25 protein-coding genes and 1 tRNA gene are annotated in these 24,349 nt (G+C 69.9%); 13 read left to right on the top strand and 13 right to left on the bottom strand.

The genetic code is table 11. The features are described 5' to 3' along the window. Positions 1-13 precede the first annotated feature (13 nt). From ACIA8E_RS13885 to ACIA8E_RS13875, 3 genes are all read right to left on the bottom strand, one after another. Complete coding sequence (locus tag ACIA8E_RS13885) at positions 14-1,519, bottom strand: Stp1/IreP family PP2C-type Ser/Thr phosphatase (protein ID WP_399297738.1); 1,506 nt, start codon at positions 1,517-1,519, stop codon at positions 14-16. 129 nt (positions 1,520-1,648) lie between these two features. Beyond that, entirely contained in the window at positions 1,649-2,164 is a 516-nt protein-coding gene (locus ACIA8E_RS13880) for an FHA domain-containing protein (protein ID WP_030930391.1), read from the bottom strand. A gap of 10 nt (positions 2,165-2,174) precedes the next feature. Further along, complete coding sequence (locus ACIA8E_RS13875) at positions 2,175-3,050, bottom strand: FhaA domain-containing protein (RefSeq protein WP_384108896.1); 876 nt, start codon at positions 3,048-3,050, stop codon at positions 2,175-2,177. Positions 3,051-3,376: 326 nt separating this feature from the next. On the opposite strand from ACIA8E_RS13875, the gene ACIA8E_RS13870 reads away from it, so the two are divergent. Beyond that, positions 3,377-3,459, top strand: a tRNA-Leu gene (locus tag ACIA8E_RS13870). 194 nt (positions 3,460-3,653) lie between these two features. On the opposite strand, the gene ACIA8E_RS13865 is transcribed toward ACIA8E_RS13870, so the two are convergent. After that, positions 3,654-4,265, bottom strand: a complete 612-nt coding sequence (locus tag ACIA8E_RS13865) for an FMN-dependent NADH-azoreductase (protein ID WP_399297736.1) — start codon at positions 4,263-4,265, stop codon at positions 3,654-3,656. A gap of 130 nt (positions 4,266-4,395) precedes the next feature. Between ACIA8E_RS13865 and ACIA8E_RS13860 the strand changes: the two genes are divergently transcribed. Beyond that, positions 4,396-4,740: a winged helix-turn-helix transcriptional regulator gene (locus ACIA8E_RS13860; RefSeq protein WP_399297734.1), complete on the top strand. Its 345-nt coding sequence runs from the start codon at positions 4,396-4,398 to the stop codon at positions 4,738-4,740. Between the two features lie 45 nt (positions 4,741-4,785). On the opposite strand, the gene ACIA8E_RS13855 is transcribed toward ACIA8E_RS13860, so the two are convergent. Continuing rightward, positions 4,786-5,253, bottom strand: a complete 468-nt coding sequence (locus ACIA8E_RS13855) for a MarR family winged helix-turn-helix transcriptional regulator (protein WP_399297732.1) — start codon at positions 5,251-5,253, stop codon at positions 4,786-4,788. Positions 5,254-5,330: 77 nt separating this feature from the next. Here ACIA8E_RS13855 and ACIA8E_RS13850 point away from each other — a divergent pair, with 77 nt between their 5' ends. The 4 genes from ACIA8E_RS13850 to ACIA8E_RS13835 all read left to right on the top strand — a co-directional run bounded on the left by ACIA8E_RS13850 (position 5,331) and on the right by ACIA8E_RS13835 (position 9,475). Beyond that, positions 5,331-6,473, top strand: coding sequence for a hypothetical protein (locus ACIA8E_RS13850; RefSeq protein ID WP_399297730.1), 1,143 nt, complete (start codon positions 5,331-5,333; stop codon positions 6,471-6,473). A 136-nt stretch (positions 6,474-6,609) separates the two neighbouring features. After that, the gene (locus tag ACIA8E_RS13845) at positions 6,610-8,061 is read left to right on the top strand and encodes a DUF2252 domain-containing protein (RefSeq protein WP_399297729.1); all 1,452 of its coding nucleotides are present in this window, start codon (positions 6,610-6,612) and stop codon (positions 8,059-8,061) included. A 59-nt stretch (positions 8,062-8,120) separates the two neighbouring features. After that, the gene (locus tag ACIA8E_RS13840) at positions 8,121-9,071 is read left to right on the top strand and encodes a hypothetical protein (RefSeq protein ID WP_399297727.1); all 951 of its coding nucleotides are present in this window, start codon (positions 8,121-8,123) and stop codon (positions 9,069-9,071) included. Positions 9,072-9,130: 59 nt separating this feature from the next. Further along, positions 9,131-9,475: a rhodanese-like domain-containing protein gene (locus ACIA8E_RS13835; protein WP_399297725.1), complete on the top strand. Its 345-nt coding sequence runs from the start codon at positions 9,131-9,133 to the stop codon at positions 9,473-9,475. 57 nt (positions 9,476-9,532) lie between these two features. Here the strand turns inward: ACIA8E_RS13835 and ACIA8E_RS13830 are convergent, their stop codons facing one another. From ACIA8E_RS13830 to paaA, 6 genes are all read right to left on the bottom strand, one after another. Further along, a complete protein-coding gene (locus ACIA8E_RS13830) occupies positions 9,533-10,711 on the bottom strand; it encodes an acyl-CoA dehydrogenase family protein (RefSeq protein WP_399297723.1) in 1,179 nt (392 codons plus the stop codon). Positions 10,712-10,849: 138 nt separating this feature from the next. Next, positions 10,850-11,908, bottom strand: coding sequence for a 2Fe-2S iron-sulfur cluster-binding protein (locus tag ACIA8E_RS13825; RefSeq protein WP_399297721.1), 1,059 nt, complete (start codon positions 11,906-11,908; stop codon positions 10,850-10,852). Further along, a complete protein-coding gene (paaD, locus tag ACIA8E_RS13820; protein ID WP_399297719.1) occupies positions 11,909-12,415 on the bottom strand; it encodes a 1,2-phenylacetyl-CoA epoxidase subunit PaaD in 507 nt (168 codons plus the stop codon). Then, on the bottom strand, positions 12,409-13,110 hold the full coding sequence (paaC, locus tag ACIA8E_RS13815) for a 1,2-phenylacetyl-CoA epoxidase subunit PaaC (RefSeq protein WP_399297717.1): 702 nt from the start codon (positions 13,108-13,110) through the stop codon (positions 12,409-12,411). Before paaC ends, paaD begins: the two co-directional genes overlap by 7 nt. Further along, positions 13,107-13,397 (bottom strand): 1,2-phenylacetyl-CoA epoxidase subunit PaaB, encoded by a 291-nt coding sequence (gene paaB / locus ACIA8E_RS13810; protein WP_399297715.1) that lies wholly within the window; start codon positions 13,395-13,397, stop codon positions 13,107-13,109. The genes paaC and paaB overlap by 4 nt, the downstream gene beginning before the upstream one ends. Further along, positions 13,394-14,440: a 1,2-phenylacetyl-CoA epoxidase subunit PaaA gene (paaA, locus tag ACIA8E_RS13805; protein ID WP_399297713.1), complete on the bottom strand. Its 1,047-nt coding sequence runs from the start codon at positions 14,438-14,440 to the stop codon at positions 13,394-13,396. Before paaA ends, paaB begins: the two co-directional genes overlap by 4 nt. Before the next feature lie 115 nt (positions 14,441-14,555). Between paaA and ACIA8E_RS13800 the strand changes: the two genes are divergently transcribed. Genes ACIA8E_RS13800 through ACIA8E_RS13790 form a run of 3 tightly spaced genes read left to right on the top strand, consistent with a single transcriptional unit; the run spans position 14,556 to position 17,307 of the window. Further along, complete coding sequence (locus tag ACIA8E_RS13800; protein ID WP_399297711.1) at positions 14,556-15,332, top strand: DUF5819 family protein; 777 nt, start codon at positions 14,556-14,558, stop codon at positions 15,330-15,332. Then, positions 15,329-16,564: an HTTM domain-containing protein gene (locus ACIA8E_RS13795; protein ID WP_399297709.1), complete on the top strand. Its 1,236-nt coding sequence runs from the start codon at positions 15,329-15,331 to the stop codon at positions 16,562-16,564. The genes ACIA8E_RS13800 and ACIA8E_RS13795 overlap by 4 nt, the downstream gene beginning before the upstream one ends. Then, on the top strand, positions 16,561-17,307 hold the full coding sequence (locus tag ACIA8E_RS13790) for a TrmH family RNA methyltransferase (RefSeq protein ID WP_399297707.1): 747 nt from the start codon (positions 16,561-16,563) through the stop codon (positions 17,305-17,307). Before ACIA8E_RS13795 ends, ACIA8E_RS13790 begins: the two co-directional genes overlap by 4 nt. A 92-nt stretch (positions 17,308-17,399) precedes the next feature. Here the strand turns inward: ACIA8E_RS13790 and paaN are convergent, their stop codons facing one another. Then, positions 17,400-19,100, bottom strand: a complete 1,701-nt coding sequence (paaN, locus tag ACIA8E_RS13785; protein ID WP_399297705.1) for a phenylacetic acid degradation protein PaaN — start codon at positions 19,098-19,100, stop codon at positions 17,400-17,402. Positions 19,101-19,223: 123 nt separating this feature from the next. On the opposite strand from paaN, the gene ACIA8E_RS13780 reads away from it, so the two are divergent. After that, positions 19,224-19,817 (top strand): TetR/AcrR family transcriptional regulator, encoded by a 594-nt coding sequence (locus ACIA8E_RS13780; protein ID WP_399297703.1) that lies wholly within the window; start codon positions 19,224-19,226, stop codon positions 19,815-19,817. Between the two features lie 144 nt (positions 19,818-19,961). Here the strand turns inward: ACIA8E_RS13780 and ACIA8E_RS13775 are convergent, their stop codons facing one another. Then, entirely contained in the window at positions 19,962-20,468 is a 507-nt protein-coding gene (locus ACIA8E_RS13775) for an Lrp/AsnC family transcriptional regulator (RefSeq protein ID WP_399298135.1), read from the bottom strand. 264 nt (positions 20,469-20,732) lie between these two features. On the opposite strand from ACIA8E_RS13775, the gene pdhA reads away from it, so the two are divergent. The 3 genes from pdhA to ACIA8E_RS13760 are packed head-to-tail and all read left to right on the top strand — an operon-like array spanning position 20,733 to position 24,333. Further along, positions 20,733-21,896, top strand: coding sequence for a pyruvate dehydrogenase (acetyl-transferring) E1 component subunit alpha (pdhA, locus tag ACIA8E_RS13770; protein WP_399297701.1), 1,164 nt, complete (start codon positions 20,733-20,735; stop codon positions 21,894-21,896). After that, positions 21,893-22,921: an alpha-ketoacid dehydrogenase subunit beta gene (locus ACIA8E_RS13765; protein WP_399297699.1), complete on the top strand. Its 1,029-nt coding sequence runs from the start codon at positions 21,893-21,895 to the stop codon at positions 22,919-22,921. Before pdhA ends, ACIA8E_RS13765 begins: the two co-directional genes overlap by 4 nt. Continuing rightward, positions 22,921-24,333 carry a dihydrolipoamide acetyltransferase family protein gene (locus ACIA8E_RS13760; RefSeq protein ID WP_399297697.1) on the top strand — a complete coding sequence of 471 codons (1,413 nt, stop codon included), beginning with the start codon at positions 22,921-22,923 and terminating at the stop codon, positions 24,331-24,333. The genes ACIA8E_RS13765 and ACIA8E_RS13760 overlap by 1 nt, the downstream gene beginning before the upstream one ends. Positions 24,334-24,349 lie beyond the last annotated feature (16 nt).

The raw sequence follows: 24,349 nt of genomic DNA, 5'->3' as shown, positions 1-24,349 counted from the left end.
GCTCCCCTACGGCTTACTGCTTACCGCACTGCGGGACCAGCCTCTGCTCTTCCTCCGAGAGGCTGGGGCCGGGAGTGGGAGTCGCTGTGGTCGGCTTGGTCTTGGTGGCGTCGGACCGGGCGGACGTCTTGGTGACCTCCGAGCCCGTGCCGCCGGCTTCGCCCTCGCTGGTGCGGGCCTTGCTCTCCGCCTCGGCCGCGCGGCGCTGCGCGTCCTTCTTGCAGGCGGATGCCTGGGTCGAGAGCTCGCTGATCTTTTCGCGGGCGTCCGCCAGGTTGCCCTCGGCGATGGTCGCCTCGACCTGCTTGCGCTGGTAGGGCGGGAGGTACTTGAGTTCGATCTCGGGGTGGTCTTTCTCGACCTTCGAGAGCGAGACCCACGCGAGGTCCTGGCTGATGCCGCGGAACAGCGCGACGTGTTCGTTCTTGGCGCCCACGTAGAACTGGTTCTGGGTCCAGCGGTAGCCGCCGTACACACCGCCGCCGATGACGGCCAGCGCGAGCACGATGTACAGCGATCTTTTCAGCCACTTGCGGCCGCCGCCGGGCTTGATGAAGTCGTCGTCGGTGTACGCGTCGAAGGAGCCGTTCGGCATTCCGCCGTAGCCGAGGCCGTCACCGCTTCCGGGTGGGCCGAAGCCGCCCGCAGGCGGTGGGACGGGTCGGCCGAGGCCGGCCGCGCGTCCGGCGGGGGTCTCCATCGCGCCGCCGTCGTTGAGCTGGGCGGCCTGGTTCTCGGCGACCGCGCCGACGATGACCGGGGTGTCGTTGAGCTGCCCGGCCAGGGTGTCGTTGCTGTCGACGTCGAGGACGTCGGCGACGATGCAGGTGATGTTGTCCGGTCCACCGCCGCGCAGGGCGAGCTGGATGAGCTCCTGGATCGTCTCCTGCGGGCCCTGGTAGCTGGCGAGGGTCTCTTCCATCGTCTGGTGCGAGACGACGCCGGAGAGCCCGTCGGAGCAGATCAAATAGCGGTCGCCGGCCCGGACTTCACGGATGGAGAGGTCGGGTTCGACGTGGTCGCCGCTGCCCAGCGCGCGCATCAGCAGGGAGCGCTGCGGGTGGGTGGTGGCTTCTTCCTCGGTGATCCGGCCCTCGTCGACCAGCCGCTGCACCCAGGTGTGGTCCTGGGTGATCTGGGTGAGTACGCCGTCGCGCAGCAGGTACGCGCGGGAGTCGCCGACGTGGACCAGGCCCAGGCGCTGACCGGTCCAGAGCAGGGCGGTGAGCGTGGTGCCCATGCCCTCCAGCTGGGGGTCCTCCTCGACCATCATGCGCAGTTGGTCGTTGGCCCGCTGGACCGCCGTACCGAGCGAGGTGAGGATGTCCGAACCAGGCACGTCGTCGTCGAGCTGGACGAGCGTGGAGATCACCTCGGAGCTGGCGACCTCACCGGCCGCCTGACCGCCCATGCCGTCGGCGATGGCGAGAAGGCGCGGACCGGCATAGCCGGAGTCCTCGTTGCCCTCCCGGATCATGCCCTTGTGCGATCCGGCGGCGAAGCGCAGGGACAGACTCATGCGCACCTCGCCCGTCGGCTCGGGGTACAGCCGGTCTCGAGCCACACTGCCCACCCTCCGGTCGGGAGCCGGGCCGGGTCCGTTGCCCGGACGGCCGCGGCTCGCTCGCTCCGCTCGCTCATTGTCGTACTACTTCCGCAGCTCGATGACGGTCTTGCCGATCCGGATCGGCGCGCCCAGCGGAACAGGCGTCGGGGTGGTGAGACGGGTCCGGTCGAGATACGTGCCGTTGGTGGACCCGAGATCCTCGACGATCCACTGGCCGTCACGGTCGGGGTAGATCCTGGCATGCCTGCTGGACGCGTAGTCGTCGTCCAGCACGATCGTTGAATCGTGGGCCCGTCCCAGGGTGATGGTCTGCCCCTGGAGTGCCACCGTGGTGCCGGTGAGGGTGCCCTCGGAGACGACCAGCTTTGTCGGTGCCCCCCGGCGCTGGCGGCCGGGCTGCTGGCGTTGCTGCGGCGGTGCCGCGGCAGATTGGCGTGCCTGTTGCGGACGTGCGTCGCTCGCACTGCGGCGTGAGCCGCGTTGCGTGACGCGCGTTCCGAACAGGTCGCTGCGGATGACCTGGACGGCCACGATCACGAACAGCCACAGAACGGCCAGGAAACCTAGCCGCATGACCGTCAGGGTCAGCTCTGACATTGCCCCCGCTTCACCCTTCGGCTTGCCGGTAAACGATGGTGGTGCTGCCCACGACGATCCGCGAGCCGTCGCGGAGCGTAGCGCGGGTTGTGTGCTGCCCGTCTACCACGATGCCGTTGGTAGACCCGAGATCCTGGATCGTCGAGGGCGTTCCGGTCCGGATCTCACAGTGCCGGCGGGATACGCCGGGGTCGTCGATCCGCACGTCGGCTTCGGTGCTGCGTCCCAGCACCAGCGTCGGGCGGGAGATCTGATGGCGGGTGCCGTTGATCTCGATCCAGCGTCGCACCTGCGCGCTCGGCATGGCGCCGGGCGCGGCCGGCGGGCGCCGGTCGGTGGTGGGTGCTCCGGGACGGCCGCCGCCCGGCGGCGGGGCCGCGGGCATGGGCGGGACGGAGCTGGGCGGGTAGCCGTAGCCGCCGGTGGGCTGGGGGGCGGCGGGCCGCCCCTGGCCCGGGTGGCCGGACTGTCCCAGGTGGCCCTGAGGGGCCTGCTGGCCCTGCTGTGACGAACTCGACGCAAGCGTGCGGCTCCGTACGCGGTAGAGCCCGGTGTCGAGGTCGTCGGCCTTCTCCAGGTGGACCTTGATGGGTCCCATGAAGGTGTAGCGCTGCTGCTTGGCGTAGTCCCGGACCAGGCCGGAGAGCTCGTCGCCGAGTTGGCCGGAGTACGGGCTGAGGCGCTCGTAGTCCGGGGCGCTGAGCTCGACGATGAAGTCATTGGGAACGACGGTTCGTTCGCGGTTCCAGATTGTTGCGTTGTTGTCGCACTCGCGCTGGAGGGCACCCGCGATCTCGACCGGCTGGACCTCTGACTTGAACACCTTGGCGAAGGTGCCGTTGACCAGACCTTCGAGACGCTGCTCGAAACGCTTCATGACTCCCATGGGGCACCTCCTCCGGTGTTCTCGTCCCTGTACTGCTTACTGATCGTATCCACGCGTCGGGAAATCGGCTGGTTCCCCTTGTCTGCCCTGTGGATGAGTGTCACCTCTCACACGGATCGTAGAGGTGGTGTCCTGACAGTGTCCCGCACCTGGGGTGCACTGAGGAGGAGTGGGGGGCGGTCGTCGCGCGTTCCCGCTGTCCGTCATTCGTTCTGCATCCGTCTGCGAAACAACGGATGTGAATCCACCCTTTCCAGCGTGCTAATCTTCCGGATGTCGCCAGGCGCTCGCACCAACAGGTGAGAGAGTCTGAAAACACCACTCATGCGCGAGTGGCGGAACGGCAGACGCGCTGGCTTCAGGTGCCAGTGTCCTTAGGGACGTGGGGGTTCAAATCCCCCCTCGCGCACAAGAGAGAAGCCCCACAGGCCAACGGCCTGTGGGGCTTCTTCGTTCCCCGGCGGATTCGGTGCGTTGTTTCACGTGAAACACCCGATTCGGGGTGGTACGGGTAGGTGTTCCGATGTGCGCGAGCGTGACGAAGGGCTGGGGCCCGCGGAGGTCGACCACTCCGCGGGCCCCGGCCCTTCGTCATCGCATGGCTCAGGCCGCGAGGCGGGCGGCGAGGGCCTTGGCCTTGTCCGCAGCATCGGTGAACGCCTTGGCGCGGGAGGCCTCGGCGAGGGGGATGAGCTCGGCCATCGCCGGCTGGGAGTGGGCCAGCGTCAGCTCCGGAACGATGAAGTCGACCTCGGCGCCGAACATGCTCGTCAGCAGCTTCTCCAGGTAGTTCTGGACGAACTCGGAGTCTGCGCGCGGCGTGCCGGGGGCGTACGAACCGCCGCGGCTGGCGACGACGGTGACCGGGGTGCCGGCCACAGGGCTGTCGGGGCCCGCGTTGTGGCCGACGATGATCACCTGGTCGAGCCAGGCCTTCAGGGTGGACGGAATGCTGAAGTTGTACATCGGCGCGCCGATCAGGACGGCATCCGCCGCAGCCAGTTCGGCGGCGAGCTCGCTGCGCAGCGGGTCCCCGGCGCCGGCGGCGGCCGCGGCGGCGTCCAGGTGGGGCAGCGGGTTCGCGGCGAGGTCGCGGTAGACGACCTGGCCGTCGGGGTGCTGCTCGAGCCACGTCTGGACGAACGTGGCGGTGACCTCGCGCGACGCGGAGCCCTGGGGGAAGACGGCGGAGTCGAGGTGCAGGAGCGTGGCCATGGGGGGTCTCCACGGATATCTAGGGATGGCGCCCGGCCGGATGGGAGGGCGTCTTTTTCGTGCGTACCTAGTAATAGCATAGGTGCTTACTATTCGTAAGTCCCGCACGGCGACGCAGTACCCTGGGTGTATGGCGGACCACAGCGAACAGGCGTGTCGGCGGGTCGACGTGGGCATCACGCGCGTTTTCGAGCTGTTCGGGAAGCGCTGGACAGGCCCGATCGTCTCCGTACTCATGCAGCATCCGGTGCACTTCGCCGATCTGCGGCGGGCGATTCCGGGCATCAGTGAGCGCATGCTCTCGGACCGGCTGTCCGAGCTCGGTGCTGCCGGGCTGGTGGTCCGCGAGGTCGACGAGGGGCCGCCGCTGCGGGTCTCGTACCGCCTGACGCAGGCGGGCGCCGCGATGGAGCCCGCGCTCAAGGAGCTGGCGCTCTGGTCGGAGACGTACCTCGCGGACGACGGTGGCTGCTAGCGGCTCAGGCTCCTGCGGCTACAGCCTCTGTGGTCAGGGCTGTGGCTATGGCTGCTGGGGTGCGTCCTGGGCGGTCGCCCCGCCCGACGAGTTGTAGCGCAGCAGATACTCCGCGAACCGGGCCAGATCGTCCGCCGTCCATTCCGCGAGGCGCTCCTGATAGGCCGCGCGACGGCTGGCCTGCGTCGAGGAGAGGGCCCGGGTTCCGGCCTCGGTGGGATGCAGCACCTGGATGCGGTGGTCCGCGGGGTCCGGGTGGCGCTCGACCAGGCCGAGCTTCTCCAGGGTGCCGATCTGTCGGCTGACCGTCGACTTGTCCAGCATGTAGTGCGCCGCCAGGTCTGTCGCGCGGCAGCCGTGCTGGTCGTCGATGTGTGCCAGCAGCGTGTACGAGACCAGGGGCAGCTCGGGATGGAGAAGGGCTGCGGCGGCGCGCGCTCGGCGTGCGAACGCGGTCAGTTCCCGCTGAATGACATCCAGTGACTCTTCGCGTTCCCGGGGGGTGCCTGTCACGGAGCTCACCTTTCTGAATTTTCAGTTGTATAGTACAACAGATAGAGGAGTTGTAAAAGCCAACCATTGGAGTTCCGATGTCCACAGGCCAGAGTGCCGCCGCCGGCTCCACCGCAGGCGTCCTGCGTCACGTGCTGAGCCATCTCGTCACTCCACTGCTGATGTGCATCGGTATGGGGCTCGCCTACCTGGGGGCGTTCCACGCTCCGGAACCGCACGACCTGCGCGTGGACGTGGTGGGGTCGGGGCCGAGGGCCCAGGTACTCGCACAGACGCTGCAGGACAAGGGCGACGGGGCGCTGAGCGTGCGTACCGTCGCCGATCGGTCCACTGCGGTGAACCACCTGAAGACCCAGAAGAGTTACGGCGCCTACCTGCCGGGGAGGCACCCCGAGCTGTTGGTGGCCACCGCCTCCTCGGACACCAGTGCCACGGTGGTCGAGAAGGTCTTCACGAAGGTGGCGGCCGCGCAGGGCGATCCGCTGAAGGTGACGGACACGGCGCCGACCGCGGACGGCGATCCGACCGGCCAGGGAATCTTCTTCCTGCTCGTCGCGGTGAGCATCGGGTCGTACGCATCGGTCGCGGTGATCGGTGGCGCGGGCGCGGCGCTGGCGCTACGCATCAGGGCGGCGCTGGTCGTCGGTGCGTCGGTGGTGGTGAGCGCGATCGGTGCGGCGTTCGCGGGGCCGCTGTTCGGACTGGTGGATCACGGGCTCGGCGGTGTCTGGGCGATGACGTGGCTCTACTCGGCGGGCATCCTGATGGTCGGGGTCGGGCTGCACACGTTCCTGAAGCGGTGGACGACGCTCGGCTTGATGGTGCTGTTCGTGATGCTCAACTTCACCAGCTCCGGCGGCATCTTCCGGCCCGAACTGCAGCCCGGCTTCTTCGGTTCGCTGCACGCCTTCTGGAACGGTGCGGGCTTTGTCGAGGGTGTGCGCAGCCATGTGTACTTCGGCGGGTACGCGCTCGGCGGACATGTGCTGATGCTCACACTGTGGTTCGTGGCGGGTCTGGCCGCGATGGGCGTGGCCGGGCTGGCCGAGGCGAAGCGGCGGAGCGTCGCCGCGCATGCTCAGGGCGCGGCCGGGTCCCGGCACCGGGCCGGGGCGGAGAGCCGGTCGGTGGCAACGAGCCGCTTCGGGGCGGAGGGCCTGTCCGAGGCCGAGGCGGGCGAGGAGCTGGAGGAAGAGCTCGAGGAGACCGTAGGCGTCTGACCACGACAGGGCGTTGTCCACAGGCGTCTGCCTCGGTTTTCCACAGGGGCAGACGCCTGTCGGCGGACGGCGGTACCGTCGTCGCCAGTTGATGTTGGACAAGGACGCCGGTCGAGGGCGGGGGAGGCTGCGTGCCATGGATCAGTTCGAGGCGACGGTGCCGGTGCAGCGGGCTGTGACGGATGGTCCGCGCATTCCGGTCGTGCCCGGGTTCGCACGGCGCGCGGCCGTGGTGGAGCAGAGTGCGCCGCAGTCGCCCCGAGCGGCGGGCAAGGCGTTGCGTGACCGTGTGCCCAGGGCCTCGCACGACTCCCTTGTCCTTCCGGTCGGCCGGCCCGACGCGGTGCAGGCGGTCGAGGAGTCGAACCGGGGCCGCGTTTCCGGCCTCGCGCCGATCCGGGTGGGGCGGATGGCTGCCACGCCGTTCGCGTTCTTGCGGGGTTCGGCCGGGCTGATGGCCCATGACCTGATGGGCACGCCCGCGACGGGGGTGGGCGCTCAGCTCTGCGGCGATGCGCATGCGGCGAACTTCGGTCTGTACGGCGACGCGCGGGGCAGCCTGGTCATCGATCTGAACGACTTCGACGAGACCGTGTTCGGTCCGTGGGAGTGGGATCTGAAGCGGCTCGCCACGTCGTTGGTGCTCGCGGGGCGCGAGGCCGGGGCGGACGAGGACACCTGCCGCCAGGGCGCTTACGACACGGTGGGCGCGTACCGGCGGACGATGCGACTGCTGGCCAGACTTCCCGCTCTCGATGCCTGGAATGCCATCGCCGATGAGGAGCTCGTCTCGCACACGGATGCGCGGGATCTGCTCGGCACACTGGAGCGGGTCTCGCAGAAAGCCCGTAACAACACCAGCGCCCGCTTCGCGGCCAAGTCCACGGAGGAGTCCGAGGACGGCGGACGCCGCTTCGTCGATGCACCGCCGGTGCTGCGCCGGGTGCCGGATGTGGAGGCCGCCGCAGTGGCGGCGGGGCTCGGCGACTACGTGAGCACGATCTCGCAGGACCGGGTGCCGCTGCTCGCCCGGTACGCGATCCACGATGTGGCGTTCCGGGTGGTCGGCACGGGGAGCGTCGGCACCCGGTCGTACGTTGTGCTGCTGCTCGACCACCGGGGCGAGCCGCTGGTGCTCCAGGTGAAAGAAGCACGGCCGTCCGCGCTGGCGCCGTATCTGCCGGCTGTCGGGTTCGACGTGCCGGAGGTGGCGCACGAGGGACGTCGGGTCGTCCTCGGGCAGAAGCGGATGCAGGTCGTCAGCGACATTCTGCTGGGGTGGGCGACCGTGGACGGCCGGCAGTTCCAAGTGCGGCAGTTCCGGAACCGCAAGGGCAGTGTGGACCCGGTGGCCCTGACAGCCGATCAGGTCGACGACTACGGGCGGATGACGGGTGCGCTGCTGGCGCGGGCCCATGCACACAGCGCCGACCCGCGGCTGATCGCGGGGTACTGCGGGAAGAACGACGAGCTGGACGAGGCGATGGCGGACTTCGCGGTGACGTACGCGGACCGTACGGAAGCGGACCATGCGGAGTTGGTGCGGGCCGTCGGTTCGGGTCGAATAGCGGCCGAGCTCGGGGTGTGAGGCGCGGTTCCGCCGACCGCGCGTCTTCGGGGCGTGGGGCGGGACCATACGCTGGACGGGTGACCCACGAAGCCGCCGGGGTGCCGACCACCCGGAACGACGATGACCGGCAGGACAACGACCGGCAGCACGAGCAGCAGGTGCCGTACGAGCAGCATGTGGCGGACGCGCAGCCTGGCCGCAGGGCCGACGAGGGCGCCGGCGCGGATGCCGATGCCGGCAGTGCTGCCGATGGGGCGCGCCCCGAGGCGCGGCTGGCGAAGGCTGTGCGGGTGGCGGAGCAGGCGCTGATCGAGTTCGAGATCGCTGTGGAGACCTTCCGGGTCGAGGTCGAGAACTTCTCCCGGCTGCACCACCAGAAGCTCGGCCCGATGTACGCCCGCCTCGACGAGCTCGATGCGCAGATCGCGGAGGCCCGGGCCGTCAGGACCGGTGACCCTGAGGACCTGCGCAAGGCGCACGAGGCGCGGGCGCTCGTGATGCCGATGCCGGGTGTCGAGGAGCTCTTCCACGACTGGATCGACTCCGATGGGCTGTCCCCGGAGGCGGCGGCCATGCTGACCGAGCAGCCGGTCCGGCCGCCCAAGCGGGTCCGGCCGACCGAGGAGGCGCGCAAGCTCTACCGGGAGCTGGCGCGCAAGGCCCACCCGGATCTGGCCCAGGACGAGACGGAGCGGGCGCGCCGGGACGAGTTCATCACGCGCGTCAATGCCGCTTACGGGCGCGGGGACGAAGCGCTGCTGAAGGAGCTGGCGCAGGAGTGGGCTGCCGGACCGGCCACGCAGCGGGCGGAGCTCAGCGAGAGCGAGGAGCTCTACGCCCGGCTGGACTGGCTGACCCAGCGCAAGGAGCTGCTGACGGTCCTTGCCCAGGAGCTGGAGGAGAGCGCGATCGGGGCCATGCTCCGGATGGCGCCCGACGATCCGGACCGGCTGCTCGACGAGATCGCCGAGCAGCTGCTGGGGGAGGTCTCGCAGCGCGAGTCGGAGCTTGCGGGGCTGGTGCAGTAGCGTTTCCGGTGACTCTGGAGCGTGACTCCGGAGCGTACGCACGAGAGAAGGCATGACCCATGAATTTCGCTCCGCTGCCCTCGGTGGATGTCGCGGCGGTGCCGTCGGACGGCCTGGTGCTGGACGTCCGGGAGAACGACGAATGGGCTGCCGGGCATGTCGAAGGTGCCCTGCACATTCCGATGAGTGACTTCGTCGGCCGCTTCGGTGAGCTGACCGAGGTGGCCGAGGACGGTCGGCGCGTGCATGTGATGTGCCGGGTCGGCGGCCGGTCCGCCCAGGTCACCCAGTACCTGGTGCAGCAGGGCATCGACGCCGTGAACATCGACGGCGGAATGCTCGCCTGGGACGGTGCCGGACGTCCGATGGTCACCGACAACGGCACCTCGGCCTTCGTTCTCTGACCCGGCCGGGGTCCCGTTGGGTCCGCCCCGGATGGTCCGGGGCCGGGCCCGTGGTTCTCAGCTGAGGAGATGAGCGGCCAGCAGGTCGCCCAGTGCTTCCTCATGCGCCGCCGCCGGGCGGAGCGAGAGCTCGATCTGCTTTGCCCACGCGTGGAAGCGGTGCAGCGGGTAGTCGGTGTCCGCACCGAAACCGCCATGCAGATGCTGTGCCGTCTGCACGATCCGACGGACGCCGTCCGAGGCCCAGATCTTCGCCACGGCTACATCGCCCGCGACGGGCAGCGCGCCGGCTGTACCCGTGGAGATCCGCCAGGCCGCCTGCCAGAGTGTGACTTCCATGGCCCGCAGGTCGATGTACCGGTCGGCCGCCTGGACAGCGACGGACTGGAACGTCGCGATGGGGAACCCGAACTGCTCGCGCTTTCCCGTGTATGCGCTCGTCATGGACAGCACCGTCTCGCCAAGTCCCAGTGCGAGCGCGCAGGTTCCGGTGGTGAGCAGGGCGCGGAGCCACTCCCAGGCCCCCGGGGTGCCGATCAGCGCGCGGTCGTCGATCCGTACCCCGTCGAGCCGTACCTCGGCGAGCAACTCGCCGCTGGTGGAGACCTGTTCGACCAGCGTGACGCCTTCGGCGGTGCGGCATACCAGGGCCAGGACGGCGCAGTCGTCGGCTGTGTGGGCGGGCACGGCGATCCAGTCCGCGGAGTGGGCCCACGGCACGCCTGACTGCACCCCGTCGAGTACCCAGGCCGAGCCGTCGCTGTCGTGGCCGACGCTGGACCGGTCGTTCTTCCCGTTGCTGTCCCGGAGGGCGGTGACGGCGAGCTCGGCCGGGTCGTGGCCGGTGCGGCCGTTGGCCCCGACGGTGAGGACCAGCTCTCCCCGGCCCACGCGGGGCAGCAGTTCGGCGGCCAGACCGGGATCGCCGTCGCGCTGGAGTGACATCGCGACCGCACAGGTCTCCAGCAGCGGTACTCGGGCGAGTACCTTGGCCGACTCCCGCAGGACCAGGCAGAGCGCGACTGGATCGAGCCCGGCCCCGCCGTGTTCCGGCGCCAGCGTCAGGCCCAGCAGGTCGCCCGCGGCCAGCTGGGCCCAGAGGAGGCGGTCGATGTCCTCGGCCACCGCGCCCGGGGTGAGAGCGGGGCTGGGCACTCCGTCGGGCTCGACGCCCGAGAAGACCGCCCTCGCTGCCTCGACGGCTGCCTGCTGCTCCTCGGTGAAGGTGAAGTCCACTGCCCTGGCCTCCTGCGAACCGCTGCGCTCGTACTCGGACCTGACGGATCGTCAAGATAGAACAGGTTCTACAAGAAGGGAACAGTGGAGAGGAGGAGGGCAGATGGAGAGGGCGGCAGGCTGGGGGATCCGCTGGTGTCAGCGGTCGAAGTCGAGCTCCACCTCCGGTGTGACCGGATGCGACTGGCAGGCCAGCACATAACCCGCCCCTGTCTCTTCCGGTTCCAGCGCGAAGTTGCGGTCCATCCGGACCTCGCCGGAGACCAGGAAAGCCCTGCACGTCCCACACACCCCGCCCTTGCAGGCGTACGGCGCGTTGGCACGGCTGCGCAACACCGTCTCCAGCAGTGATTCGCCGTCCTGGACCGGCCAGCTGCCTGAGCGGCCGTCCAGCCTCGCGGTCAGTGTGCTGTGTGCAGGCGCCTCGACGCGGGTGCGGGCGGTCGCGGCCGGCCCGTCGTCGACGTGGAAGATCTCCTGGTGGATACGGGCCCGGTCGACACCGAGGCCGTGCAGCGCGCCTTCCGCAGCCAGGACCAGACCGAACGGCCCGCACAGGTACCAGCCGTCCACCTCTCCCACCGAGAGCAGCGCGGGCAGCAGCCCGGTCAGTCGCTCCCGGTCGAGCCGGCCGGACGGCAGACCGGCCTGCTGCTCCTCGCGGGAGAGCACCGTCACCAGCTGAAAGCGGTCCGGGTAGCGGTCCTTGAGGTCGGCGACCTCGTCCAGGAACATCGTCGAGGCCGCGGTCCGGTCGCTCCGGATCAGACAGAACCGGGCCGCGGGCTCCCGCGCCAGCAGTGTCGACGCGATCGACAGCACCGGGGTGATGCCGCTGCCGCCGACGATCGCCGCGTAATGCCCGGCGCGCGGCGTGAGCACGAAGCGTCCCATCGGAGGCATCGCATCGACCTGGTCGCCGACGGCGAGCTCCTTGAGGGCGTATGTGGAGAACGCACCGCCGTCGACCAGCCGGATGCCCACCCGCAGAGCCGGATCGGCCGGCGCCTCGGTGGCCGGGGCGCAGATCGAGTACGAACGCCGGATCTCCTCGCCGTCGACCGTGTAACGCACGTTGAGATGCTGGCCGGGCTTGTGGCGGAATGTCTCGCGCAACTCGGTCGGCACCGTGAAGGTGACGGCCACCGAGTCGTCGGTCAGCCGCTCGATCGCGCGGACCCGGAGCGGATGGAACATCTACAACTCCTTGAAGTGGTCGAACGGTTCGCGGCAGCTCACGCAGCGGCGCAGCGCCTTGCAGGCGGTGGAGGAGAACCGGCTCAGCAGCTCCGTGTCCGTGGAGCCGCAGTGCGGACAGCGCACGGACAGGGCGAGCGGCACCGGACCGCCGGACGGGCCGGCCGCGTCGTGCGGGCGCGGCGGCGCTATGCCGAACTCGGCGAGCTTGCGCCGCCCTTCCGCGCTGATGTCGTCCGTCGACCAGGCCGGTGCGAGGACGGTGACCACGGAGACCTCCGGTATCCCGTGGTCGTGCAGCACCTGCTCGATATCGGCGGACATGGTCTCGATCGCCGGGCAGCCGGTGTACGTCGGGGTGAGGCGGACCGTGACCTTGCCGGGGGCGAGCACCTCCACCCCGCGGAGCACGCCCAGCTCCTCCAGGGTCAGGACGGGCAGCTCGGGGTCGGGCACGGACCCGGCGAGCCTGCGCACCTCCTCCTCCAGCAGCGTCCCGGTCACCATGACGCTCCCGGGTGGCTGCGGTGCAGATGCTGCATCTCGGCGAGCATCCGGCCGAAGGGTTCCGTGTGGATGCCCTGCCGTCCCGCCCCGGCCGTCCAGGCCCCGGACTGCGGGCCGGCCGGCACGGTCAGCGTTGCCTGCTCCAGCACGCCGGTGACGGTCGCCAGCCAGCTGTTCTGCAGCGACTGCCAGTCGATCTCCACGCCCTCGACCGGCTGGAACAGCTCACCGGTGAACCGCCACAGGGCGTCCACCCCGCGCTGCATCCGCTCGTGACTCTCCGCCGTACCGTCGCCGAGCCGCAGTGTCCAGTGCTCGGCGTGGTCCTGGTGGTAGGCGACCTCCTTCACGGCCTTCGCCGCCAGCCCGGCGAACTCTCCCTCACCGGCTGCCAACTGCTCGTACAGCCCCCGCTGATAGACGGAGAAGTAGAGCTGACGGGCGATGGTGTGGGCGAAGTCGCCGTTGGGCTGCTCGACCAGCTGGAGGTTGCGGAACGCCCGCTCCTCGCGCAGAAACGCCAGCTCGTCCTCGTCCCCGGCGAGCGAGAGCAGCACCCGGGCCTGCCCCAGCAGATCCAGGGCGATGTTGGCGAGGGCCACTTCCTCCTCCAGCACGGGCGCGTGGCCCGCCCACTCCCCCAGCCGGTGCGAAAGCACCAGCGCGTCGTCGCCGAGGGCGAGGGCCGCGGTCACAGGTGCTTCACCCCGTCCGGGATCTCGTAGAACGTCGGGTGCCGGTAGGGCTTGTCGCCGGCCGGTTCGAAGAACGAGTCCTTCTCGTCCGGCGAGGAGGCCGTGATCTCCTTGGACGGCACCACCCAGATGGAGACGCCCTCGGAACGACGCGTGTACAGATCGCGGGCGTTGCGCAGGGCCATCTCGGCGTCCGGGGCGTGCAGGCTGCCCGCGTGGGTGTGGGAGAGGCCGCGCCGAGACCGCACGAACACCTCCCACAGCGGCCAGTCCGTCGAGCTGCTCATGCCGTCGCCTCCGCGGTCGGTGTCGGTGTGGTGGGCTTTTCTGCGTTGTGCTTCACGGCGTACGCAGCCGCCGCGTCCCGTACCCAGGCGCCCTCTTCGTGTGCCCGGCGCCGCTGGGTGAGGCGCTGCTCGTTGCACGGGCCGTTGCCCTTCAGGACCTCCTGGAACTCTGTCCAGTCGATCGACCCGAAGTCGTGGTGTCCACGCTCCTCGTTCCACCGGAGGTCCGGGTCCGGGAGGGTGAGCCCCAGCGCCTCGGCCTGCGGGACACAGATGTCGACGAACCGCTGCCGCAGCTCGTCGTTCGAGTGCCGCTTGATCTTCCAGGTCATCGACTGCTCCGAGTGCGCCGACGCGTCGTCCGGCGGGCCGAACATCATCAGGGACGGCCACCACCAGCGGTTCACCGCGTCCTGGGCCATCTCGCGCTGCGCCACGGTGCCGCGACCGAGGGTGAGCAGCAGCTCGTACCCCTGGCGCTGGTGGAAGGACTCCTCCTTGCAGATGCGGACCATGGCCCGGGCGTACGGACCGTACGAGCAGCGGCACAGCGGCACCTGGTTGGTGATTGCGGCGCCGTCCACCAGCCAGCCGATCGCGCCGACATCCGCCCAGGTCAGCGTGGGGTAATTGAAGATCGACGAATACCTCTGGCGGCCCGCGTGGAGCTTGTCGAGCAGCTCTTCGCGGCTCGTCCCGAGGGTCTCCGCCGCGCTGTAGAGATACAGCCCGTGTCCTGCCTCGTCCTGCACCTTGGCCATCAGGATCGCCTTGCGGCGCAGCGAGGGGGCGCGGCTGATCCAGTTGGCCTCGGGCTGCATGCCGATGATTTCGGAGTGGGCATGCTGGGCCATTTGCCTGACCAGCGAGGCCCGGTAGGCGTCCGGCATCCAGTCGCGCGGCTCGATGCGCTCGTCGGCTGCCACCGCGGCGTCGAACGCGGCCAGCTGGGCACCGTCAGCCCCGTCGGGGCCGCCTGCTGTCACCTGCACCGTCCCTTGCGCCTTCGCCTGCGCTGTCTGGTCCGCAGTCACTGCCGCCATCCCGGGCTCCCTACCGACCGATCGTTCGGTTCAATGACTTCAATGGTGAGTCGGCGGCCCGTAGGGTGTCAACCCTGTGGATAACTGACCGGGGATCGACGGGGATCGGGGCGGGATGGATTCGTACGACGACAGGGGTGTCGGAGGCGGGAACGGAAGCGTCGGGCCAGAGGCGGAGCAGCGCGCGGACGCGCCGTTCGGCACCGGCCGGGACGCCGGTTCCGCCGCGGCGCCCGCGCCGCTCCGTGCCGGTATCTCCGGGCTGTCTCTTCCGTATCAGATCGGTGCCGTGGTCGCGCTGTTGATCATCGGGCTGATCGCCTGCACTCACCTGGCCATGGTGTTTCTGCACGTCGCCCCCTCCAACACTCTGACCAAGCAGCACGGCAAAGTGGTCGACGACTGGGTCTATCCCGAGTTCGAACAGAACTGGAAGCTCTTCGCGCCCAATCCGCTCCAGCAGAACGTCGGCGTGCACGTCCGGGCCGAGATAGCCGGCGCCGACGGACGCCGCACGACTCCCTGGATGAGCCTCTCCGGCGAGGACGGCAAGGCGATACGCGGCAATCTCCTCCCCAGCCACGTCGATCAGAACGAGCTCCGCCGTGGCTGGGACTTCTATCTCAACTCCCACGACACCGAGAACCGTCCGAACGGTCTGCGCGGCGATCTCGCCGAGCGCTACATCCGCCGCATCGTGATGCTCCGCCTGAGTGAGCACGACTACGGCGGCTCCGTCGAGCGCATCCAGGTCCGCTCCGAAGTGCGATCCGTCGCGGCGCCGCCGTGGAGTACGGAGAAGATCAGTACCAGGCCGAACTATCGGGTGCTGCCGTGGTGGACCGTCACCCCCGCCGACCTTCCCGAGAGCGCCAAGGAAGCGGACAAGTGAGCACGCCTTCCCCCGACCGCAGGCTCGCCCGCGGTGTCCAGCGCATCACGTCCTCGGCCCTCGGGCCGTACCAGAGCGCCGTCATCCGGATCGGTTTCTCTGTCACTTATCTGTTGTTCCTGCTGCGCGAGCTGCCGCACCGCCACGAGATGTACGGCCCCGACTCCCCGTGGAGCTGGGATATGGCGAAGCAGCTCATATCGGGCAACGAAGCCTTCTCCGCCCTCCTGTGGTCGGACAGCACGATCTGGTTCGAGCTCGTCTATGCGGTCGCCCTGCTGTCCGCCGCGCTGCTGATGGTCGGCTGGCACACCCGCGCGATGTCTGTCCTCTTCATGGTCGGTGTGCTCTCGCTGCAGAACCGCAGCATTTTCTTGGGCGACGGTGGCGACAACGTCATCCATCTGATGGCGATCTATCTGGTGCTGACGCGCTGCGGGCAGGTCTGGTCGCTGGACGCGCGGCGAGCGGCGCGGGGAGCGGCCTCTGAAGGGACGGGCGCCGGTCGGCCGGTGCGGAATGTGGCCGGGGCGGTCCTCTGGGTTGGGCTCGGCCTGGTTCTCGTGGCGGGCTCGGTCGCCGACGGCTTCGGCGGCACCTGGTGGCTGCCGGCACTGTTCTGGGTGCTGTGGATCGGCCACGGGGTCTGGTGGGCCGTGAACCGCTACGCACCGCAGAGCGAGCCGCGCACTCTGCTCGACGTGATCGCTAACCTCGTCCACAACGCGACGCTCGTCGTGATCATGGCCGAGGTCTGTCTGATCTACGCGACAGCGGGCTGGTACAAGATCCAGGGGTCGCGGTGGCAGGACGGCACGGCGCTGTACTACCCGCTCAAGCTCGACTACTTCACGCCCTGGCCCGAACTGTCCGACATCCTCGCGTCCAGCGGGGTGATGGTCATGATCCTGACGTACGGCACGGTCATCGTGCAGGTTGCCTTCCCCTTCACCCTCTTCAACCGGCGCGTCAAGAACGTCCTGCTCGTCGCCATGATGTGCGAGCACGCCGGCATTGCCCTGCTGCTGGGTCTGCCCTTCTTCTCGATGGCGATGATCGCCGCAGACTCCGTCTTCCTGCCGACGGTCTTCCTGGTCTGGCTGGGCGGCCGGGTGACGCTCAGGCGGCAGCTGCTGTTCTCGCGCGCGAACCGGGTGCCTGGGCAGCGGCGCAGCGGCGAGGAGGAGGCCCCGCAGCACAGCGGAAGCGGTGGCCATACGCTCGTCGGGTGAGCAGCGATACCGGCAGCACCGGCCGTACCAGCAGTAGCAGCAGTCCCAGCAGCGAGGATCCGTCGAACGCAGCCCTTGCCGCGGGTGAGCCGTCCGTGGAGCCGATGCAGTACGACGACGGATTCCGGGCGGAGATCGGTGTCGGGCCGCATGCGCTGCCCTGGCCCGAGGGCGAGCGCTACGACCCGGAGCTGCTCGCCCACGGCGACCGTCGCAATGTCGGCGACGAGTACCGCTACTGGACGCGGGAGGCGATCGTCGCGGATCTGGATCTGCGTCGGCACGACTTCCATGTGGCGGTGGAGAACTGGGGCCACGACTTCAACATCGGGTCGGTGGTGCGCACCGCGAATGCCTTCCTCGCCAAGGAGATCCACATCGTGGGTCGGCGGCGCTGGAACCGGCGCGGTGCGATGGTCACCGACCGGTACCAGCATGTGCGGCACCATCCCGACACGGCGGATCTGACCGCCTGGGCGGCGGCCGAGGGGCTGCCGATCATCGGGATCGACAATCTGCCGGGGGCGGTGCCGCTGGAGCGGACCGAGCTGCCGCGCCGGTGTGTGCTGCTCTTCGGGCAGGAAGGGCCGGGGCTGACGGAAGAGGCCCGCAAGCACGCGGCGATGGTCTGCTCGATCGCGCAGTTCGGCTCGACGCGGTCGATCAACGCGGGGGCTGCGGCGGCCATCGCCATGCATGCGTGGGTGCAGCGGTACGCCGATATTCCGGAGGCCGGGGTCTGAGGGGGCGGGGACACCGGAGCCAGGGGGTTCTGCCTGCCCCCTGGCTCCTGCTCCTGCGCCCCCGGCGCCGGAAGGACTGGTGCGGCCCCTTGCTAGGCCTGGCGGCGGACCTCCACCATGCGGAAGCGGTTCGATACGAATGCCCCGTCGCACAGGGCGGAGTTCGCCGCAGGGTTGCCGCCCGAGCCGTGGAAGTCGGAGAAGGCCGCCGTCTGGTTGACGTACACCCCGCCCGTCAGGTTCAGCGAGAGCTGGGCCGACTCTTCCAGGCAGACGTCCTCCACCGCGCGCTCCACCTCCGGTGAGGTCGTGTACGCACCGACCGTCATCGCGCCCTTGTCGCGGATCGTGCGGCGCAGCAGCTCCACCGCGTCCGCCGTCGAGTCGACCGCGACCGCGAAAGCGACCGGTCCGAAGCACTCCGAGAGATAGGCCGCCTCGTCGTCCGGCTTGGTGCCGTCGAGCTTGACGACGAGCGGGGTGCGGACCACCGCGTCCGGGAACTCCGGGTTGGCCACCTCACGCGACGCCAGGGCGATTTCGCCCAGTCCGGCCGCCGCCTCCAGCCGGGCCTTCACCTCAGGGTTGACCAGCGCACCGAGCAGTGGGTTGGCCCGGGCGTCGTCTCCGAGCAGGCCGGTGACCGAGGCGGCGATGTCACCGACCACCTCGTCGTACGTCTTGTCGCCGGCGTCCGTCGTGATGCCGTCGCGGGGGATCAGCAGGTTCTGCGGGGTGGTGCACATCTGGCCGCTGTACAGGGAGAGGGAGAAGGCCAGATTGGCCAGCATGCCCCGGTAGTCGTCGGTGGAGTCGACGACGATCGTGTTGACCCCGGCCTTCTCCGTGTAGACCTGGGCCTGGCGGGCGTTGGCCTCCAGCCAGTCGCCGAAGGCGGTGGATCCGGTGTAGTCGATGATCCTGATCTCGGGTCGGACCGCCAGGGTCTTGGCGATGCCCTCGCCCGGCCGCTCGGCGGCCAGACAGACCAGGTTGGGGTCGAAGCCCGCCTCACTCAGCACGTCGCGGGCCACCTGCACCGTGAGCGCCAGGGGAAGCACGGCGCGCGGATGCGGCTTCACCAGGACGGGATTACCGGTGGCGAGGGAGGCGAAGAGGCCCGGATAGCCGTTCCACGTGGGGAAGGTGTTGCAGCCGATCAGCAGCGCGATGCCGCGGCCCGCCGCGATGAACGACTTGTGGAGCTGGAGCGGGTCGCGCTTGCCTTGGGGCTTGGACCAGTCCGCGGTCCGCGGGGTGCGGATCTGCTCCTCGTACGCGTACGTCACCGCTTCCAGGCCGCGGTCCTGGGCGTGCGGGCCGCCCGCCTGGAACGCCATCATGAAGGCCTGCCCGCTCGTGTGCATCACGGCGTGGCCGAACTCATGGGTGCGGGCGCTGATCCGCGACAGGATCTCCAGACAGACCAGGGCCCTGGTCTCGGGCCCCGCCTCGCGCCAGGCGGCCATCCCCGCACGCATCGCCGGAAGCAGCACGTCCAGATCGGCATGCGGATATTCGACGCCGAGCTCCGGACCGTAGGGAGAGACCTCCCCGCCCGTCCAGCCGTCGGTGCCCGGCTGGCCGAGGTCGAGCCGGGTGTGCAGCACGGCGTCGAACGCGGCCTTGCCTTCGGCAGCGCTCAGGCTGCCCGGGGCGCCGCCGTCGCCGTACGCCTTCGGATGTTCGGGATGCGGGGACCAGTAGGCGCGCGTACGGACCGCGTCGAGGGCCTGGTCGAGCGTGGGGCGGTGCTTCTCGGACAGCAGTTGCGGGGAGAGCTCGGCGGCCATGACGGACCAACTCCTCATCGAGCTGGGCAGGGACGGGCGGACAGAGTTAGAGTAACCGAACGATCGGTCGGGACAAGGGGGCCCACGGAACCTGTGGACAACTCGTAGGGGAGGATCGCGGACATGACCACGGCCAAGCGGGACACGTACACCCCGGAGACTCTCCTCACCGTCGCCGTCCGTGTCTTCAACGAGCGCGGTTACGACGGCACGTCCATGGAGCACCTGTCCAAGGCGGCGGGCATCTCCAAGTCGTCCATCTACCACCATGTCGCGGGCAAGGAAGAGCTCCTGCGGCGTGCGGTCAGCCGGGCGCTGGACGGACTCTTCGGGATTCTCGACGAGTCGGGGGCGAGTCGGGGGCGCGCGATCGAGCGGGTCGAATACGTCACTCGCCGTACTGTCGAGGTGCTGATAGCCGAACTGCCCTATGTCACGCTGCTGCTGCGCGTGCGGGGCAATACGGCGGCCGAACGCTGGGCCATGGAGCGAAGGCGCGAGTTCGACCAGCGGGTGGCCGAGCTGCTGAAGGCGGCGGTCGCGGACGGTGATCTCCGCTCCGACGTGGACATAAGGCTGGCGACGAGGCTGCTCTTCGGGATGGTCAACTCCCTGGTGGAGTGGTACCGGCCGTTGCCGGGCGGCGGCGCCGAGGGGGAGCAGCTGGCGGACACGGTCGTTCAGCTGGCATTCGAGGGCATGCGTTCCAGCCGCTGAACCGCCCACGGCCGGACGGGGAGGACCTCCACCCTGCTCAATGGCCGCCCTCCTGCGGACGCCTGCCTTCCTGAGCGCTCCAGCGATGCTCGCCGCCGTGCCGCCGACCGGCGGCGGCACGGGCGCGGCTGCGCGTGATCCGCGCTAGCTGAGTTCGCTGGGACGGTCCGGGCCCGGGCCCAGGTCGGTCTCCTCGAACACCAGGAGCGTGCGGGTGGAGAGCACCTCCGGGATGGCCTGGATCCTGGTCAGGACCAGCTCGCGCAGCGACCGGTTGTCCGGGGTGTGCACCAGCAGCAGTACGTCGAAGTCGCCGCTGACCAGCGCGATGTGCGTCGCGCCTGGCAGCGCCTGGAGCTGCTCGCGAACCGTCCGCCAGGAATTCTGGACGATCTTGAGCGTGATGTATGCGGAGGCGCCCTGCCCCGCCCGCTCATGGTTCACGCGCGCGCTGAAGCCGCGGATCACTCCGTCGTCGATGAGCCGGTTGATCCGGGCGTAGGCGTTGGCGCGCGACACATGTACGCGGTCGGCCACCGACCGTATCGAGGCACGGCCGTCCGTCTGGAGCAGTCGGAGGATGTCGCGGTCGATGGCGTCGAGCGGGCGCGCGGGCGGAACCTGGCCGGGGTCCTCGACCCCGTCGGCCATTTGTTCAGCTGCCATGTCCCCGTGCCTCCCTGCCTTGGACGACCTGTCCCTATCCCAGGCTGTGGAGAACCGTTTGTCCACAGGCTGACGGTGCCTGTAGCCAAAATGCGCTCGCGACCGAACAATCGGTAGGTGAGGCACACCACATCCGCGCCTCGGCCAGTGCTCGACATTTCGACGTATTCAGCCACCCCTCGATATCGGGCGACCCCTCGATATCGCCAGACGCTGCTCGATATCCCTCGATGCCAGGAGGTGCTTGTCATGACGGTCCAAGAGCTGCCCGGCGCGGCCGCCTACCGGCCCACGCCGCCCCCGGCCTGGAAGCCGCTCACCGACCCCGCGCCGCTGCTCCCGGACCCCGAGCCGTACCGCGTGCTCGGTACGGACGCCGTGGCCGACGCAGACCCCGAGCTGCTGCTGCGGCTCTACGCCGAGCTGGTGCGCGGTCGGCGGTACAACGCCCAGGCCACCGCCCTCACCAAGCAGGGCCGGCTCGCCGTCTACCCGTCCAGCACCGGACAGGAGGCCTGCGAGATAGCTGCGGCGCTGGTGCTGGAGGAGCGCGACTGGCTCTTCCCCAGCTACCGCGACACGCTCGCGGCGGTGGCGCGCGGCCTCGACCCGGTCGAGGCACTGACCCTGCTGCGCGGTGACCGGCACACCGGTTACGACCCGCGCGAGCACCGCATCGCCCCGCTCTGCACCCCGCTCGCCACCCAGCTGCCGCACGCCGTGGGTCTGGCCCACGCGGCGCGGCTCAAGGGGGACGACGTGGTGGCGCTCGCCATGGTCGGCGACGGCGGGACCAGCGAGGGCGACTTCCACGAGGCGCTGAACTTCGCGGCCGTCTGGCGGGCCCCGGTGGTCTTCCTGGTGCAGAACAACGGATTTGCGATCTCCGTACCCCTGGCCAAGCAGACGGCGGCGCCGTCGCTGGCGCACAAGGCGGTGGGGTACGGCATGCCGGGCCGGCTGGTCGACGGCAATGACGCGGCCGCCGTGCACCAGGTGCTCGGCGAAGCGGTGGCGCGGGCCCGGGCGGGTGGCGGCCCGACCCTGGTCGAGGCCGTGACGTACCGGATGGACGCGCACACGAACGCTGACGACGCCACGCGCTACCGCGGCGAGAACGAGGTGGAGGCGTGGCGGGCGCACGACCCGATCCAGCTTCTGGAGCGGGAACTGACCGCGCGCGGGCTGCTCGGCGAGGACGGTATCGAGGAGGCGCGCGCGGCTGCGGAGCGGATGGCGGCCGGGTTGCGTGAGCGGATGAACGCCGATCCGGTGCTCGACCCGATGGACCTCTTCGCCCATGTCTATGCGGAACAGACCGCGCAGCTGCGGGAGCAGGCGGCCCGGCTGCGGGTGGAGCTGGACGCCGAGCAGGGCCAGGACGGTACGAGCGGTGCGGGGGACGGCCGATGACCACGGTGGCGATGGCCGGCGAGCAGACGGACAGGGCCAAGCCGGCCACCATGGCGCAGGCTCTCGGGCGTGCGCTGCGTGACTCGATGGCCGAGGACCCGACGGTGCACGTCCTCGGTGAGGACGTCGGCACGCTCGGCGGGGTCTTCCGGATCACCGACGGGCTGGCGAAGGAGTTCGGCGAGGACCGCTGTACGGACACGCCGCTGGCCGAGGCGGGCATCCTCGGTGCGGCCGTCGGCATGGCGATGTACGGGCTGCGGCCTGTGGTGGAGATGCAGTTCGACGCATTCGCCTATCCGGCGTTCGAGCAGCTCATCAGCCATGTCGCCAAGATGCGGAACCGGACCGGGGGCGCCATGCCGCTGCCGATCACGGTGCGGGTGCCGTACGGCGGCGGGATCGGCGGGGTCGAGCACCACAGCGACTCCTCGGAGGCCTACTACATGGCGACGCCGGGCCTGCACGTCGTCACGCCTGCGACGGTCGACGACGCATACGGGCTGCTGCGGGCCTCGATCGCCTCCGACGATCCGGTGGTCTTCCTGGAGCCGAAGCGGCTGTACTGGTCGAAGGCGGCATGGTCGCCGGACGCGCCGGTGGAGGTCGAGCCGATCGGGCGGGCCGTGATCCGCCGTCCCGGGCGCAGCGCGACGCTGATCACGTACGGGCCGTCCCTGCCGGTCTGCCTGGAAGCCGCGGAGGCGGCCGTCGAGGAGGGCTGGGACCTCGAAGTGGTCGACCTGCGTTCGCTGGTGCCGTTCGACGACGAGACGGTCGCCGCTTCCGTGCGGCGTACCGGTCGAGCGGTCGTCGTCCATGAGTCGTCCGGGTTCGGCGGCCCCGGTGGGGAGATCGCAGCTCGCATCACCGAGCGCTGCTTCCACCACCTGGAGGCGCCGGTGCTGCGGGTCGCCGGGTTCGACATCCCGTATCCGCCGCCGATGCTGGAGCGGCACCATCTGCCGGGCGTGGACCGGGTGCTCGATGCGGTCGCGCGGCTGCAGTGGGAGGCGGAGAGCTGATGCCGCAGGTGCTCGAATTCAAGCTGCCCGACCTCGGCGAGGGGCTGACCGAGGCGGAGATCGTCCGGTGGCTGGTGGAGGTCGGCGACGTGGTCGCCATCGACCAGCCGGTCGTCGAGGTCGAGACGGCCAAGGCGATGGTGGAGGTGCCGTGCCCGTACGGGGGCGTGGTGACCGCACGCTTCGGTGAGGAGGGTACGGAACTTCCGGTCGGTGCACCGTTGTTGACGGTGGCTGTGGGGTCCACGGAGGGTGACCTTCCCGGGGATCTCTCAAGTACGGGAGCCGCCGGGGCCGAGTCGTCCGGCAATGTGCTGGTGGGGTACGGGACGGGGGCGCCGGCGGCGCGACGCCGGCGGGTGCGGCCCGAGGCGATTTCGGCTGCCGCAGCGCCGGCGGCGGAGTCGGCCACGGTGCCTGTGATGGCTTCTGCTCCGGCCCCGGAACCGGTCCCTGGGCCGGTTCCCGATGTGGCGTCGGGGCCCGTGGCGGTCGTCTCCCCCTTGGTACGGAGGCTGGCGCGGCAGCACGATCTCGATCTGCGGCAGCTGACGGGGTCGGGGCGCGACGGGCTGATTCTGCGGTCCGATGTCGAATCCGCGATCAGGGCTGCGGTGAACGGGACGGCGGTGGTGCCGTCGGTGCCGATCCCGGTCCCGGTCCCGGTGTCGCCCACTGCCTCGGGGCCGGCGCCGGTGTCGGCCCCGGTTGCCGGGGAGCGGATTCCGTTGCGCGGTGTACGGGGCGCGGTCGCCGACAAGCTGGCGCGCAGTCGGCGCGAAATTCCCGATGCCACGTGCTGGGTCGACGCGGATGCCACCGAGCTGATGGCTGCCAGAGCCGCGATGAACGGCGCCGGTGGTCCGACCGCGGGCCCCAAGGTGTCGGTGCTTGCCCTGCTGGCCCGTATCTGCACGGCGGCCCTGGCCCGGTTCCCCGAGCTCAACTCCACGGTGGATCTGGAGGCCCGGGAAATCGTGCGGCTGCCCGCGGTCCATCTCGGCTTCGCGGCCCAGACGGAGCGAGGGCTGGTCGTCCCTGTCGTACGGGATGCGCAGTCCCGTAACGCGGAGTCGATCGGCGCCGAGATCGGTCGGCTGACCGAGGCGGCCCGGACGGGCACGCTGACGCCGGCGGAGCTGACCGGCGGCACGTTCACGCTGAACAACTACGGGGTGTTCGGGGTCGACGGGTCCACGCCGATCATCAACCACCCCGAGGCGGCGATGCTGGGTGTCGGCCGGATCGTGCCCAAGCCGTGGGTGCACCAGGGCGAGCTGGCCGTGCGCCAGGTCGTCCAGCTCTCGCTGACCTTCGACCACCGGGTCTGCGACGGCGGCACGGCGGGCGGATTCCTGCGATACGTGGCCGACTGCGTGGAACAACCGGCGTTGCTGCTGCGCACGTTGTAGGAGGAAGACGGGAGGG

The sequence above is a fragment of the Streptomyces sp. NPDC051664 genome (genome assembly GCF_044453545.1).
Lineage (GTDB): Bacteria > Actinomycetota > Actinomycetes > Streptomycetales > Streptomycetaceae > Streptomyces.
This window is presented reverse-complemented; position numbering and strand designations above follow the sequence as displayed.

What these genes read in the sequence shown, in the direction of transcription:
- ACIA8E_RS13885 (WP_399297738.1), bottom strand. Translation starts at nt 1,519, where the DNA reads ATGAGTCTGTCCCTGCGCTTCGCCGCCGGATCGCACAAGGGCATGATC.
- ACIA8E_RS13880 (WP_030930391.1), bottom strand. Translation starts at nt 2,164, where the DNA reads ATGTCAGAGCTGACCCTGACGGTCATGCGGCTAGGTTTCCTGGCCGTT.
- ACIA8E_RS13875 (WP_384108896.1), bottom strand. Translation starts at nt 3,050, where the DNA reads ATGGGAGTCATGAAGCGTTTCGAGCAGCGTCTCGAAGGTCTGGTCAAC.
- ACIA8E_RS13865 (WP_399297736.1), bottom strand. Translation starts at nt 4,265, where the DNA reads ATGGCCACGCTCCTGCACCTCGACTCCGCCGTCTTCCCCCAGGGCTCC.
- ACIA8E_RS13860 (WP_399297734.1), top strand. Translation starts at nt 4,396, where the DNA reads ATGGCGGACCACAGCGAACAGGCGTGTCGGCGGGTCGACGTGGGCATC.
- ACIA8E_RS13850 (WP_399297730.1), top strand. Translation starts at nt 5,331, where the DNA reads ATGTCCACAGGCCAGAGTGCCGCCGCCGGCTCCACCGCAGGCGTCCTG.
- ACIA8E_RS13845 (WP_399297729.1), top strand. Translation starts at nt 6,610, where the DNA reads ATGGATCAGTTCGAGGCGACGGTGCCGGTGCAGCGGGCTGTGACGGAT.
- ACIA8E_RS13835 (WP_399297725.1), top strand. Translation starts at nt 9,131, where the DNA reads ATGAATTTCGCTCCGCTGCCCTCGGTGGATGTCGCGGCGGTGCCGTCG.
- ACIA8E_RS13825 (WP_399297721.1), bottom strand. Translation starts at nt 11,908, where the DNA reads ATGTTCCATCCGCTCCGGGTCCGCGCGATCGAGCGGCTGACCGACGAC.
- paaD (WP_399297719.1), bottom strand. Translation starts at nt 12,415, where the DNA reads ATGGTGACCGGGACGCTGCTGGAGGAGGAGGTGCGCAGGCTCGCCGGG.
- paaB (WP_399297715.1), bottom strand. Translation starts at nt 13,397, where the DNA reads ATGAGCAGCTCGACGGACTGGCCGCTGTGGGAGGTGTTCGTGCGGTCT.
- paaA (WP_399297713.1), bottom strand. Translation starts at nt 14,440, where the DNA reads ATGGCGGCAGTGACTGCGGACCAGACAGCGCAGGCGAAGGCGCAAGGG.
- ACIA8E_RS13800 (WP_399297711.1), top strand. Translation starts at nt 14,556, where the DNA reads ATGGATTCGTACGACGACAGGGGTGTCGGAGGCGGGAACGGAAGCGTC.
- paaN (WP_399297705.1), bottom strand. Translation starts at nt 19,100, where the DNA reads ATGGCCGCCGAGCTCTCCCCGCAACTGCTGTCCGAGAAGCACCGCCCC.
- ACIA8E_RS13780 (WP_399297703.1), top strand. Translation starts at nt 19,224, where the DNA reads ATGACCACGGCCAAGCGGGACACGTACACCCCGGAGACTCTCCTCACC.
- ACIA8E_RS13775 (WP_399298135.1), bottom strand. Translation starts at nt 20,468, where the DNA reads ATGGCCGACGGGGTCGAGGACCCCGGCCAGGTTCCGCCCGCGCGCCCG.
- pdhA (WP_399297701.1), top strand. Translation starts at nt 20,733, where the DNA reads ATGACGGTCCAAGAGCTGCCCGGCGCGGCCGCCTACCGGCCCACGCCG.
- ACIA8E_RS13765 (WP_399297699.1), top strand. Translation starts at nt 21,893, where the DNA reads ATGACCACGGTGGCGATGGCCGGCGAGCAGACGGACAGGGCCAAGCCG.
- ACIA8E_RS13760 (WP_399297697.1), top strand. Translation starts at nt 22,921, where the DNA reads ATGCCGCAGGTGCTCGAATTCAAGCTGCCCGACCTCGGCGAGGGGCTG.